The organism is Streptomyces griseus (assembly GCF_001715295.1).
GTDB lineage: Bacteria > Actinomycetota > Actinomycetes > Streptomycetales > Streptomycetaceae > Streptomyces > Streptomyces griseus_G.
In genome coordinates this window covers 494,227-507,333 of record NZ_MDKB01000001.1, presented here as the reverse complement: position 1 = coordinate 507,333, position 13,107 = coordinate 494,227, and the positions used below count along the sequence as shown (strand labels likewise).

Sequence of the window (13,107 nt, the reverse complement as noted above, 5' to 3'; positions counted from 1 at the left end):
CGGCGGGCGGTCAGCGGGGAAACAGCCGCTGATCCACGTCGAAGGCTGCGGGACAACCCTTACGTCAGCATCCCTTCCCCCTGGTCAGGCCGGCCCGCTTCCGGGCCTTTCCGTGCGCCCGGCGCCCCCACGGTTCGACGGCCCGCCGACAGACCGGGCCGGGGGGCCACGATCAGGTGACAAACCGGTCGGCCGTCTCCGGGAACCTCAAATCCTGCTCTGAACGTCCCCGGTTCCGGGTTCGGCGCCGCTCGGCGGGGGCCATGACCCCTGCACATAACGGGGAGGGGATGTCATGGAGCTGGGAATCGGGATCGGCTGGCGGCCGGAGATCGCGGACGCCGTCGAAGCACTGCCGGGGATCGACTGGGTGGAAGCCGTCTCGGAGAACATCTGCACGAGCCGGCCCCCGGCGTCTCTCCTGCGGCTGCGCGAACGGGGGGTCACCGTCGTGCCGCACGGCGTCTCGCTGGGGCTGGGCGGGGCCGACCGCCCCGATCCGGAGCGTCTGGCCGGACTGGCGGGGCGGGCGGCGCTGCTGGGCGCACCCCTCGTGACCGAGCACATCGCGTTCGTTCGCGCCGGAGGGCCGCTCACCGCATCGCCGAGGCTGGAGGCGGGCCATCTGCTGCCCGTGCCCCGGACCTGGGAGGCGCTGGACGTGCTCTGCGAGAACGTGCGGATCGCCCAGGACTGCCTGCCCGTGCCGCTGGCCCTGGAGAACATCGCGGCGCTGATCTCGTGGCCGGACGAGGAACTGACCGAGGGGCAGTTCCTCGCGGAGCTGGTCGAGCGCACCGGTGTGCGGCTGCTGATCGACGTCGCCAATCTCCACACCAATCACGTGAACCGGGGCGAGGTCCCCTCGACGGCCCTCGACGAACTGCCGGTGGAGGCCATCGCGTACGTGCATGTGGCCGGAGGCATCGAGAAGGACGGCGTCTGGCACGACACGCACGCCCACCCGGTGACGGCTCCCGTCCTGGACGTGCTGGCCGAGCTCCGTGCCCGGGTCGATCCGCCGGGCGTCCTGCTGGAGCGCGACGACGACTTCCCGCCGACGGCGGAGCTGGCGGGCGAACTGGCCGCGATCCGGGCCACGCTGGCCGGGGCGACGGCCGGTGGGACGTCCGTCCGGGGTCGCCGGGTGCCCCCGGCGAGACGGTCCGGCGCAGAGACGGTCACCGGAAGGGCGAGCACCGGTGAGCCGGCCGCCGGTAGGGCGAAGACCGGTGAGGCCACCACCGGGGAGGCGCCCGCCACCGAGGCGAGCACCCAGGAGGCGGCCGCCGGAAGGACGACCGCCACGGGAAGCAGCCGAGGGACGACCACCGAGGGACCGGCCGCCCCACACGCGAGCGCCGGAACGACGACCGCCCCTGCGAACGTCCGGAGGCCGGCCGCCACGCACACGGACACCCCGGAGCCCGCCCCCACCCACACGGACACCCGGAAGCCGGCCACCGTGAGGGCGACCGCCCGTGGCCGGGCCGCCGTGGCCCAGACCGCTCTGCTCTCGCACCTCGTGGCGGGCACGCCCGCCCCGGAAGGATTCGACCACCGGCGTCTCGGGGTGCAGAGCCGTGCCCTGGCCGCCAAGCGGGCCGGGGTCGTCGCCCGGGTGGCGCCCGAACTGCCGGAGATCCTCGGCGACGGCTACCGTTCCGCGTTCCTCGCGTACGCCGGATCCCGGCCCATGTCCGCAGGTTACCGCCGCGACGCCCTCGACTTCGCCGAGCAGCTGCTCATCGCGGGCAACCCCGCCGACGACGTGGCCAGGCGCAGGCTGACGCACTGGTGGCAGGACCGGTCGGCGCCGCACCCCCCGCGCCGCCGGACCCGTCTGGTGCGGGCCGCCCGTGCCGTCCTGACGGGGAAGTGAACGCCATGAACGCACTCGCCCTTGTCCTGACCGTGGCCGTGGCGGTCTCCTCGACGCTCCTGGTCGTCGCGACCGTGCGGTCCGGCCGGCGCGGCAGCCCCGGCGCGTACGCGCACAACCTCTCCGAGGCCGCGTTCCTGAGCGGGGGACCCGCCAGGGTCGTGGACACCGCGCTCACCGCGCTGCACACCGACGGAAGGCTGGCCGTCGGCGGCCCCGGCATCCTCGCCGTCCGGCGCGCGGAGGCCCGTGACGCGGTGGAACGCGCCGTCCTCCAGGAGCTGGCCGCAGCTCCGAGCGGAGCGCTGCACCTGCTGCGGGAGACCGTGATGCGGCACCCGGTGGTGCAGGGGGTCGGCGACGGGCTCGCGGCCCGCGGGCTGCTCGTCGCCCCGGGCGAGAGCCGGGCCCGCCGCCGTTGGGCGATCGTCCAGGCCGTGGCCTGCCTGGCCGCGGTCCCGGTCGCCATCGTCCTCACCGTTCTGCAGTACGCCGTCCACGACGGGTACACGGACGTCCCGTTCCCCTTCGTCGTCAAGGTGCTGCCCGCTCTGCTGGCCGGCGGCGTGGTGGGGCTGATCACCGCTTCGTCCGCCAAGGCACGGGTCACGAAGGCGGGACGCGGCGCCCTGGGCGCCTACCGCGCCGCCTGTGCCCAGGTGACGGACCCCGCCCACCTGGTGGCCACCCGGGGGCTGCGGGCGCTCCCCGACCCCGACCTGCGGGCGCAGTTGACCGCGGCCGCCCGGTACCGGCCCGCCCGCACCAGCTCGTCGACCGCGCCCGGCGGCAGCGCCGCAGCGCTCGTGCCCGTGGTGTGGTGCGCCGCCGAGGGCCCCGGCGGGGGGAGTTGCGGGAGTTCCGGTGACGGGGGCGGGTCGGGGGCGGGGTCCTCCTGCGGCACGGGCTCCTCGTGCGGGGCCGGCGGCAGCTGCGGCGGGAGCAGCGGGTCCAGCTGCGGCAGCAGCAGCGGGGGTTCCAGTTGCGGCGGCGGGTCGAGCTGCGGCGGGGGTTCCAGTTGCGGCGGCGGCTCCTGAGCCGCGGTCGGGACCGTCCACCCGGGAGGTCGTGGAATGCGACCGTCCGAGACCGCCTGTGACCGAACTCTGTCCGGATCGTGAACAGGTCATGGCGTTACGCGTCCGTCTCACATAGAAATCCGCCATGCTCTGGGTACTGCTCCTTCTGGTCGCATGGGGTGCGGCGGCCGTCACCTGTGTCCGTCTCTGCCTCGTGACCGCGGGTGCGGCCGTGCGGCCGGCCGACGCGGCCGAGGGACCGTCCCCGCGCGAACTCAGCCTGTACGAGACGGCGTTCCTGGCAGGCGGTCCGCACCGGGTCGCCGATCTGGCCCTGGTCTCCATGCACCTGCGACGCCGGCTGCTGCTGGCCCACACCGGCTGGGCGACCGTCGTCGACCCGGAGGGGCGGGACGAGGTGGAGCGCACCGTGATCCGTGCGATCGGCCCGGAAGGCCAGTCCCGGATAGCGCCGGTACGGGCGGCTGCCGCCGCGGCCGACGCCGTACACGCCCTGGCCGACCGGCTCGTCGCGGCGGGCCTCGCCGTCCCGCACGGGACGCGGACAGCCCTGCGGTCGGCGGTACGGGCGGTGCGGGGCGCGGCCGTGCTGGTGGTGGTGCTGGCAGCCGCCGCGATGCTGATGCCCGGTCAGGAGATGGGCTACGCGGGCCCGGTGGCGGCCTGGTTCGGGCTGCCGCTGGTGCTGACCCTGGGGTGCCTGGCCATCGCGCGGGTGGAGAACCACCCGTACAGTCCGTGGGCCTCGCCGTCCGGACAGCGGTGGCTGGACTCGCTGCCCGCCCCGGTGCGCGGCGCCGACCGCGACCTGCTCGCGGCGGTGGCCGTACGGGGCGTGGACGCCCTGCAGGACCCGGAGTTGCGGGCGGCCCTGCGCGGCGGCCGCCCGGCGCATCCTGTCCGCTGAGCCGCGGCGGGCGGCGGGCGTCAGCGCCGGGCGCGCGTGAACAGCACGCGGAGCCCGTACACCCCGGCACCGGCCGCGAGTACGGCCGAGCCGGTGGCGACGGAGGCCGCCGGGAGGGCGAAGGCCAGCAGCAGACAGCCGGCCAGCCCCGCGACGGGCACGGCGCGCGGTGGCCGCCCCTCGGCCGGGGTGAGTGTGAGCGCGGCGGCGTTGGCGACGGCGTAGTAGGCGAGGACGCCGAAGGAGGAGAACCCGATCGCCCCGCGCAGGTCCGCGGTCGCGGCCAGTACGGCCACGACCGCGCCCACGGCGAGTTCCGCGCGGTACGGCGCCCGGGTGCGGGGGTGGACGGCTGCCAGGGCGTGGGGCAGGTGGCGGTCGCGGGCCAGGGCCAGAGCGGTGCGCGAGACGCCGAGGATCAGGGCGAGCAGGGAGCCCAGTGCCGCCACGGCCGCCCCGACGCGCACCACCGGCGCGAGGGCGGGGGCGCCCGCCGCGCGTACGGCGTCCGCGAGGGGCGCCGTGGTGTCGGCGAGTGCCCCGGAGCCGAGGACGGAGAGCACCGCCGCGGCGACGGCCGCGTACACCGCCAGGGTGATGCCGAGGGCGAGGGGGACCGCACGGGGGATCGTGCGCGCCGGGTCGCGCACCTCCTCCCCCAGGGTGGCGATGCGGGCGTACCCGGCGAAGGCGAAGAACAGCAGTCCGGCGGCCTGGAGGACCCCGCCGGTGCCGGTGCCCGGGCCGAGGACCGGGCGGGGGACGCCGGGGGCGGCCAGACAGGCGGTGACGACGGCGGCGAGGACGGCCAGGACGACGGCCACGATGACACGGGTCAGCAGGGCCGCCTTCCGCACCCCGGAGTAGGTGAGCGCGGTCAGGGCCACCACGGCGGCGACCGCGACCGCCGTCGCGTGGCCGGGCCACACGTAGGAACCCACGGTGAGGGCCATGGCCGCGCACGAGGCCGTCTTGCCGACGACGAACGCCCAGCCGGCCAGATATCCCCAGAACGCTCCGAGCCGCTCACGGCCGTAGACGTACGTGCCGCCGGAGGCCGGGTACCGGGCGGCCAGCCGGGCGGAGGAGGTGGCGTTGCAGTAGGCCACCGCGCCCGCCAGGACCAGGCCGGCCAGCAGCCCGGGGCCGGAGCCCGCGGCGCCGGCGGCGGGCGCGAGCGCGGCGAAGACGCCGGCGCCGATCATCGAACCGAGACCGATCACGACGGCGTCGAAGACGCCCAGGCGCCGGGTCAGTTCACCGTCGCCGGCCGGTGTGGCGGGGGTACTGCTCATCTCTCGGCTCCTCGGCAGGGGTGGCGGGCCGACGCACCCTACAAGGCGGAGGTGTCCGCAGGACGCGGAAGGCCGCCCCCGCGGGGACGGCCCGGACAGGCGCGCACGCCCTGCTGTGCGGCCCGGGCCACATCGGCCCGTGTACGGCGGGAGCGGCGGCCGGCGGGGAGGTATGGCTGACTCCCCCGCAGGCCACCGCGGTTCGCCGGTCACAGGCCGATGTGTGCCCGGAACCGGACCCGGTGTCGCTGGAACGACGGGCGGCGTCACACACGCCGTTGCCCGCCAACTGATCTTCCGGGTCGGGGCGGCCGGAAACGCTGGCTATGCGAGACCGGCCACCAAGTCTGCGATCGACTTCCTGCGCCCCGTGTAGAACGGGACCTCCTCCCGCACGTGCATCCGTGCCTCGGAGGCCCGCAGGTGGCGCATGAGGTCGACGATACGGTGCAGTTCGTCCGCCTCGAAGGCGAGGATCCACTCGTAGTCGCCGAGGGAGAAGGAGGCGACGGTGTTGGCGCGCACGTCCGGGTAGCCGCGGGCCATCTTGCCGTGGTCCGCCAGCATGCGGCGGCGGTCCTCGTCCGGCAGCAGGTACCAGTCGTACGACCGTACGAAGGGGTACACGCTGATGTAGTCGCGCGGCGTCTCGTCGGCCAGGAAGGCCGGGATGTGCGACTTGTTGAACTCGGCCGGGCGGTGCAGGGCCATGTTCGACCAGACCGGCTCCAGCGAGCGGCCGAGCTTCGTGCGCCGGAAGAGGTTGTAGGCCTCCTGCAGCTCGTCGGCGGTCTCCGCGTGCCACCAGATCATGAGATCGGCGTCGGCCCGCAGGCCGGACACGTCGTAGGTACCGCGGACGGTGACGTCCTCGGCGCCGAGCCGGTCGAACAGCTCCTGGACCTCGTCGGCGTAACCGGCACGGTCGACCGGAAGCACATCTCGCAGCTTGAAGACGGACCACAGGGTGTAGCGCACGACCTCGTTGAGGTCCTTGGCCTTCTTGCCTGCGTTCGGAAGCTTTTCTGGCGCACTCATACGGCTATTGTCCCGCCTCGCTCCGAGTGCCCTGAACCCGGGTCGGCGTGGCGATGATCTCCCTCGCGGCCACCCCGGTGATCTCCCGCCTCCCGGCCCGCCACGTCGTGGACGATCTCGTCCGCCGCCCGCCACGCGCTCGCCACACAGGCGGGGATCCCGACCCCGTCGTACGCCGCTCCGCACACCCGCAGGCCCGGCAGAGCACCGACGGCGTCGCGGATCCTGGCGACCCGGGTCAGGTGGCCCACGGGGTACTGGGGCAGCCCGCCGATCCACCGGGTGACCTCGGTGCCGACCGGGCGGGCGGTCAGCCCGGTGGCGGCGGTGAGGTCGCGCAGCGACACCCCCACGAGCTCCGGGTCCTCGCGGTGCAGGTGCTCCTCCTCGCCGTAGCGGCCCACCGAGGTGCGCAGCACGAACAGTCCGGGAGCGGCGTCGGCGACCCACCGCCACTTGTTGCTCGAGAAGGTCGACGCCTTGATCGTGTGCCCGTCGACCGGCGGTACGAGGAAGCCGGAACGCCCCCGGAGCGCCTCGGTCCCCTCGACGTCGGAGCGGCGGAAGGCCAGGGTGACCAGCGCCATCGACGCGTACTCGACGGCGGCGAGCTCGACGGAGGCGGCGGGGCACTCGGCGGCGAGCAGGGTGGAGGCGGACCAGGCGGGGGTGGCGAGGACGACGCCGTCCGCGGCGATCACCCGGGTGTCGGTGCGCACGTCCCATCCGTCGCCGGTGCGGGTGAGCCCGAGCACGGGAGTCGCGGTGAGGACGTCGGCACCCCCGGCCCGTACGGCGCCGGCGACCGCGTCCGGGAGCGTGCCGACGCCTCCGGCGATGCCCTGGAAGACCGGCCCGGTCTGCTGACGCGCCGCGGCCCGTTCCTGGATACGGAGCACGGCGTCCAGGAGCGAGCCGCCCTCCTTCGCCGCTTCGAACAGCTGCGGTACGGCGGCGCGCATCGAGATGCGGTAGGCGTCGCCCGCGTACACCCCGCCCAGCAGCGGCTCCACCAGGCGGTCGACGACCTCGCGGCCCAGCCGGTCGGCCACGTACGCGCCGACGGCCACGTCGTCGCCGACGGCGGTCGGGGTGAGGTCGCGCTCCTGCGCGACCCGGGCCAGCCCCTCGGGCGAGAGCACCTCACCGAGCGCCGCCGGCTCGCCGGGGACGCCCATCACGTGTCCCTTGGGCATCGGGCGCAGGGCACCACGGGTCCAGAGCGAGGCGGTCGCGGTGGCGGGCGGCTGGAGCCGCTCGCCGAGCCCGACGGCGGTGGCCAGAGCGACCGCTTCGGGCCGTCGGGCCAGCATGGACTCGGCCCCGAGGTCGACGGGTGCGCCCGCGATCTCGCCGGTCATGAGCTTGCCGCCGAGCCGCTCCGTCGCTTCCAGGACGGTGACCCGGAGGCCGGAGTCCAGCAGCCGGTGGGCGGCGGCGAGTCCGGCGATTCCGCCGCCGATGACGACGACATGACCCGTGCGTGTGGTGTCGCGCTGAAGAGGACGCTGCATGGGTCCACTCTCTCAAACCCGTTCCGAGTCATGAACGTGACCACTTCGAAACCGCCGGCCGGCAACCCGCGCAGGGGTGCCGTACGTCGAACCGGCACCGAAGACAACGGCCCTGGGGGGACACGTCATGCACAACGACCGTCACACGGACAGCCGTCCGACCGACCGCCCGGGACGGCGCCGCCGGCGCGCCGTCCTGACCGCCGGGCTGCTCGCCCTCCTCCTGTCCACCGCGGCCTGCGGCGCGGGTGACGGCGGCGGTTCCACCGACAGGAGCGTCGCGGAGGACCGGAAGGCCGCCGCCCCGGAGGGCGCCGGCAGTGGCGCGTACGCCGCCGGCGATGCGGGCGAGCGGTCCGGGAAGCCGGCCGGCGGGGCTCCGGATCCGGGCGCCGCGGGCGCGGTGCACGTCATCCGCACGGCCACGCTGGACATCGAGGTCACCAGTGTGCCGAAGGCGGTGGCCGCGGCCCGCCACGCCGCCGAGAACGTGGGCGGGCTCGTCGCGGACGAGACGACGGAACGGGTCGACGACACCCACGAGACCTCGCATCTCGTGCTGCGTGTCCCGCAGGACCGGTCCGACTCCGTACTGCGCGCCCTGTCGGGTGCGGGAAAGCTCCGGTCCCGCACGTCCGAGGCGAAGGACGTGACCGGCGAGGTGGTGGACGTCGAGAGCCGGATCTCCACCCAGCGGGCGAGTGTGGCGCGGGTGCGCTCCCTGATGGACAAGGCGGAGAAACTCTCCGACGTGGTGACCCTGGAAGGCGAACTGAGCAGGCGTCAGGCCGACCTCGAGTCGCTGCTCGCGCGGCAGGCGTCCCTGAAGGACCGCACCTCGCTGGCGACGGTCACGCTCGACCTCCACGAACCGTACGAGGACGACCTGGCGGCCGGGGACGACGACCCGGGCTTCCTCGACGCGCTCGCCGCCGGCTGGGACGCGTTCGTGGGCATGCTGCGGTGGATCGCCGTGGCCCTGGGCGCCGCGGCGCCCTTCCTGGCCACGGTCGCCGTCCTGACGCTCCTGTGGCGTCTGCTGCGCCGCCGCCGCGCGGCCCGTCACGGGGCGCCCGTGGCCACGCGCTCCGGGACGGCGGCGGCGGGCGGCCCCTCGGCCGCCCCGGCTGCCGCTCCGGGGCCCGGCCCGGAGACTCCGCCGGCACCGTAGCGCCGTAGCGTGGGTCCCCACACTGCGGCGAAGGGACCGGGCATGGCGGCGGAGCGACTGGTGGTCATCGGAGGCGACGCGGCGGGTATGTCCGCCGCGTCGCAGGCCCGCAGGTTCAAGGGGCCGGACGAGCTGAGCATCGTCGCCTTCGAACGCGGCCACTTCACCTCGTACTCCGCCTGCGGCATCCCGTACTGGGTGAGCGGCGACGTCGACGGGCGCGAGGAGCTCGTCGCCCGTACCCCGGAGGAGCACCGGGCCCGCGCGATCGATCTGCGCACCCGTACCGAGGTGACGGAGATCGACGTGGAGGGCCGGCGGGTGCGCGCCCTGGACCGCGAGAGCGGTGAGAGCTACTGGACGGCCTACGACAAGCTGGTCATCGCCACCGGGGCCCGGCCGGTCCGCCCGGACGTGCCCGGCATCGACGCCCCGGGGGTGCACGGCGTGCAGACCCTCGACGACGGCCAGGCGCTCCTGGACTCCCTCGACAAGGCCCCCGGGCGGCGGGCGGTCGTCGTCGGTGCGGGCTACATCGGCGTGGAGATGGCCGAGGCGATGCTGAAGCGCGGTTTCGAGGTGACGGTGCTCGATCGTGCTCCGCAGCCCATGTCCACGCTCGACCCGGACATGGGGCGGCTGGTGCACGAGGCCATGGACGGCCTCGGCATCACCACGGTGAACGGCGCGGCGGTCACCCGGATCCTGACCGGCCGGGACGGAAGGGCCACCGGGGTCGAGACGGAGAAGGGCACGTACCCGGCGGACGTGGTCGTGCTCGGCATCGGCGTCGAGCCGGAGACCACTCTGGCGGGCGCGGCGGGACTGCCGCTCGGGGCGCACGGCGGGCTGCTGACGGACCTGTCGATGCGGGTCGCGGGCCACGACGACATCTGGGCGGGCGGCGACTGCGTGGAGGTCCTCGACCTGGTGGCCGGCCGCACCCGCCACATCGCACTCGGCACCCACGCCAACAAGCACGGCCAGATCATCGGCGCCAACATCGGCGGCGGCTACGGCACGTTCCCGGGTGTGGTCGGTACGGCGGTGAGCAAGGTCTGCGACCTGGAGATCGCCAGGACCGGCCTGCGCGAGAAGGACGCACACGCGGCCGGCCTGCGGTACGTCACCGCGACGATCGAGTCCACGAGCCGGGCGGGCTACTACCCGGGAGCACGGCCGATGACGGTGAAGATGATCGCGGAGTACCGCACCGGACGGCTGCTGGGTGTGCAGATCGTGGGCCGCGAGGGGGCGGCCAAGCGCGTGGACGTGGCGGCGGTCGCGCTCACCGCGGGGATGACGGTGGAGGCCATGACGGCACTCGACCTCGGCTACGCCCCGCCGTTCTCCCCGGTCTGGGACCCCGTCCTGGTGGCCGCCCGCCGGGCGGCGGCCGCGGTACGCGAGGCCGGCAGCGCCTGACCGCGAGGCGGCCGGCGCCCCGGTACCGCCTCCGGGGGCGTGCGGACACGTCCCCGGAGGCGGTCCCTCAGCGGGCAGTCCGCTCGTGCACGTACTCGACGAGCCGCGTGAGCGCGTCCGGGTCGGTCGTCGGCATGACCCCGTGCCCGAGGTTGAAGACATGGCCCTCCAGGCCGGCGGCCGCGTCGAGCACCTCCTGGGTCTTCGCCTCGACCGTGGCGGTCGGCGCGAAGAGCACCGCCGGATCGAGATTGCCCTGGAGCGCCTTGCCGGGGCCGACCCGGCGTGCGCCCTCGTCCAGGGGAACCCGCCAGTCGACGCCGACGACGTCCGCGCCCGCCTCACCCATCAGGCCGAGGAGCTCGCCGGTGCCGACGCCGAAGTGGATGCGCGGGACGCCGTATCCGGCGACGGCGTCGAAGACCTTCGTGGAGGCCGGCATCACGGAGCGGCGGTAGTCGGCAGGTGCCAGCGCGCCGACCCAGGAGTCGAAGAGCTGGACCGCCGATGCCCCGGCCTCGATCTGGACCTTGAGGAACGCGCCGGTGATCCCGGCGAGCCGGTCGAGGAGGTCGGCCCACAGCTCCGGGTCGCCGTACATCATGGCCTTGGTGCGCTCGTGGTTGCGGGACGGGCCGCCCTCCACGAGGTAGCTCGCGAGGGTGAAGGGCGCCCCGGCGAAGCCGATGAGCGGTGTGGAGCCCAGTTCCGCGGTGAGCATGCCGATGGCCTGGGTGACGAAGGTGACGTCCTCGGGCGTGAGCTCGCGCAGCCGGTCCAGGTCGGCGCGGGTGCGGACGGGCTCGGCAATCACCGGGCCGACCCCGGGCTTGATGTCGAGGTCGATGCCGATGGCCTTGAGCGGGACGACGATGTCGCTGAAGAAGATCGCGGCGTCGACCTTGTGACGGCGTACGGGCTGCAGTGTGATCTCGGTGACCAGCTCCGGCATCATGCAGGAGTCGAGCATCGCGATGCCCTCGCGGGCCTTCAGGTACTCGGGCAGTGAGCGCCCCGCCTGGCGCATGAACCAGACCGGGGTGTGCGGCACGGGCTCGCGCCGGCACGCCTTGAGGAACGCCGACCCGTGGGTGGCGGATGTCGTCTTCGGGCCCGGGGGGCGTTCGTTGGCACTCACACACAGAATCTTCGCACGCGCGCGGAAGGAGCCGGACCCCGCACGGGTGTCCCTCCCTGCACGAAGCTCCGGTTCCGCCTACTCTTCCCCGCATGGCTCCGGCTCAGGGACAATATTCCGATCATTCCGACGGCACTGACAGCAAGGAAGGCGCGGAGGACCGATCCGCCCCACCCGCGTTCCGGTCGGCGGTCGAGGCGCTGCGCTCCGCCCGTGTACGCCCCGAACTCGAGGTCGAGCCGACCCGGCCGCCGCAGCGGCTGGCCCCGTACGCCTACGCCCTGGAGGCGGCGGTCGTGGACGGCGACGAGGACCTCGCCGACGGCCGGCTGGTCCTCCTCCACGACCCGTCCGGACATGAGGCCTGGAAGGGGACGTTCCGGTTGGTGACCCTGGTGCGGGCCGAACTGGAACCGGAGATGGCGGCCGATCCGCTGCTGCCCGAGGTGTGCTGGTCGTGGCTGACGGGCGCGCTGGAGGCGCGGGGCCTGGCGTACGGGGAGGCGAGCGGCACGGTGACGCGCGCCGGCTCGCACTACTTCGGCGCGCTGTCGGCGCGCCGGCCGGCGACGCAGATCGAGATCCGGGCCTCGTGGACGCCGCGCGAGGGGCGCGGCGGGATTCCGGACGTGGCGGGGCACCTGGTCGCGTGGACCGACCTGCTGTGCCAGCTGGCCGGCCTGCCGCCGTCCGACGCGGCGGACGCGACGGTCGTGACGTTGCCTCAGCGGCGCGGCCCCCAGGCTCCATAACCCTGCGTCACCTTCCCGGGAGCCGGTCGCACAGGGACCGGCTCTCTTTTCGTACAATCGATCGCGCGTCCTATTTGCCCGAATTGTTACTCACTAAATCGTGATCTTCCCCTAAAGGAGGACGTGCCTGCTGCCGAAGAGGTCAATGACCCTTCAAGCACGGTTCGCCCCGGCTTCACCCCCCGAGCCGGCCCGTCCCGCCACTCCCCAGGAGGCCTGGTGTCCGTTCTCCTCGAGCAGCCCGCAAGCCTGGTCGCCTACCGCCCGAACAAACCGACGGCCATGGTCGTCGTGGCCGACCCCCGCGTCCGTTCCACCGTCACCCGCCATCTGTGGGCACTCGGAGTTCGTGACGTCATCGAGGCGTCGTCCATCGCGGAGGCCCGCCCCCGTGTCGGCAACCCACGCGACATCTGCGTCGCCGACGTCCACCTGCCCGACGGTTCCGGGCTGACCCTGCTGTCCGAGACCCGAGCCGCCGGCTGGCCGAACGGCCTCGCCCTCTCCGCCGCCGACGACATCGGCGCCGTACGCAACGCCCTCGCGGGCGGCGTGAAGGGCTACGTCGTCACCGGCACCCGTACCAACATCGGCCACCCCACCCGCCCCGGCATGGCCCCGATCGGCGCCAACGCCGCCCGAATGCACCGCAGGCCTCCCGGGTCCCCGAGCCACCCGGGCGGCTACCGCGAACTCTCCGGACGTGAGGTGGAGGTCCTCCGCCTGGTCGCCGAAGGCCAGTCCAACAAGGCCATCGGCGTCTCGATGGGCCTCTCCGCCCTCACCGTGAAGAGCCACCTCGCCCGTATCGCCCGCAAGCTCGGCACCGGTGACCGCGCGGGAATGGTCGCCGTCGCCCTGCGCACGGGCATCATCCACTGACCTTCGCTTCCCTCCCTCCCGCTCCCGCCCCTTACTCCCCCTCCCCCTCCTCCCCTCCTCGCC

10 protein-coding genes and 1 pseudogene are annotated in these 13,107 nt (G+C 74.2%); 7 read left to right on the top strand and 4 right to left on the bottom strand.

Annotated elements, in window-relative coordinates; all coding sequences use genetic code 11:
* The first annotated feature begins 295 nt into the window (after positions 1 to 295).
* From BA175_RS01775 to BA175_RS01765, 3 genes are all read left to right on the top strand, one after another.
* Entirely contained in the window at positions 296 to 1,882 is a 1,587-nt protein-coding gene (locus BA175_RS01775; protein WP_069169397.1) for a multinuclear nonheme iron-dependent oxidase, read from the top strand.
* A 5-nt stretch (positions 1,883 to 1,887) separates the two neighbouring features.
* Positions 1,888 to 2,919 carry a TIGR04222 domain-containing membrane protein gene (locus BA175_RS01770; RefSeq protein WP_069169396.1) on the top strand — a complete coding sequence of 344 codons (1,032 nt, stop codon included), beginning with the start codon at positions 1,888 to 1,890 and terminating at the stop codon, positions 2,917 to 2,919.
* Between the two features lie 127 nt (positions 2,920 to 3,046).
* The gene (locus tag BA175_RS01765; protein ID WP_069169395.1) at positions 3,047 to 3,829 is read left to right on the top strand and encodes a TIGR04222 domain-containing membrane protein; all 783 of its coding nucleotides are present in this window, start codon (positions 3,047 to 3,049) and stop codon (positions 3,827 to 3,829) included.
* 20 nt (positions 3,830 to 3,849) lie between these two features.
* Here the strand turns inward: BA175_RS01765 and BA175_RS01760 are convergent, their stop codons facing one another.
* The 3 genes and pseudogenes from BA175_RS01760 to hemG all read right to left on the bottom strand — a co-directional run bounded on the left by BA175_RS01760 (position 3,850) and on the right by hemG (position 7,676).
* The gene (locus tag BA175_RS01760; RefSeq protein ID WP_069169394.1) at positions 3,850 to 5,124 is read right to left on the bottom strand and encodes an APC family permease; all 1,275 of its coding nucleotides are present in this window, start codon (positions 5,122 to 5,124) and stop codon (positions 3,850 to 3,852) included.
* Between the two features lie 324 nt (positions 5,125 to 5,448).
* Positions 5,449 to 6,162, bottom strand: coding sequence for a hydrogen peroxide-dependent heme synthase (hemQ, locus tag BA175_RS01755; protein WP_069169393.1), 714 nt, complete (start codon positions 6,160 to 6,162; stop codon positions 5,449 to 5,451).
* A 4-nt stretch (positions 6,163 to 6,166) separates the two neighbouring features.
* Positions 6,167 to 7,676: pseudogene (gene hemG, locus BA175_RS01750) on the bottom strand (protoporphyrinogen oxidase).
* A 127-nt stretch (positions 7,677 to 7,803) separates the two neighbouring features.
* Here hemG and BA175_RS01745 point away from each other — a divergent pair.
* Together BA175_RS01745 and BA175_RS01740 are read left to right on the top strand one after the other, a co-directional pair.
* On the top strand, positions 7,804 to 8,847 hold the full coding sequence (locus BA175_RS01745) for a DUF4349 domain-containing protein (protein WP_069169392.1): 1,044 nt from the start codon (positions 7,804 to 7,806) through the stop codon (positions 8,845 to 8,847).
* Positions 8,848 to 8,889: 42 nt separating this feature from the next.
* Positions 8,890 to 10,272, top strand: coding sequence for an FAD-dependent oxidoreductase (locus BA175_RS01740; RefSeq protein ID WP_069169391.1), 1,383 nt, complete (start codon positions 8,890 to 8,892; stop codon positions 10,270 to 10,272).
* A gap of 67 nt (positions 10,273 to 10,339) precedes the next feature.
* On the opposite strand, the gene hemE is transcribed toward BA175_RS01740, so the two are convergent.
* Positions 10,340 to 11,410, bottom strand: coding sequence for a uroporphyrinogen decarboxylase (hemE, locus tag BA175_RS01735; RefSeq protein WP_069169390.1), 1,071 nt, complete (start codon positions 11,408 to 11,410; stop codon positions 10,340 to 10,342).
* Positions 11,411 to 11,502: 92 nt separating this feature from the next.
* On the opposite strand from hemE, the gene BA175_RS01730 reads away from it, so the two are divergent.
* Together BA175_RS01730 and BA175_RS01725 are read left to right on the top strand one after the other, a co-directional pair.
* Complete coding sequence (locus BA175_RS01730) at positions 11,503 to 12,162, top strand: DUF3000 domain-containing protein (protein WP_069169389.1); 660 nt, start codon at positions 11,503 to 11,505, stop codon at positions 12,160 to 12,162.
* Between the two features lie 219 nt (positions 12,163 to 12,381).
* Entirely contained in the window at positions 12,382 to 13,044 is a 663-nt protein-coding gene (locus BA175_RS01725; protein WP_069169388.1) for a helix-turn-helix transcriptional regulator, read from the top strand.
* Positions 13,045 to 13,107 lie beyond the last annotated feature (63 nt).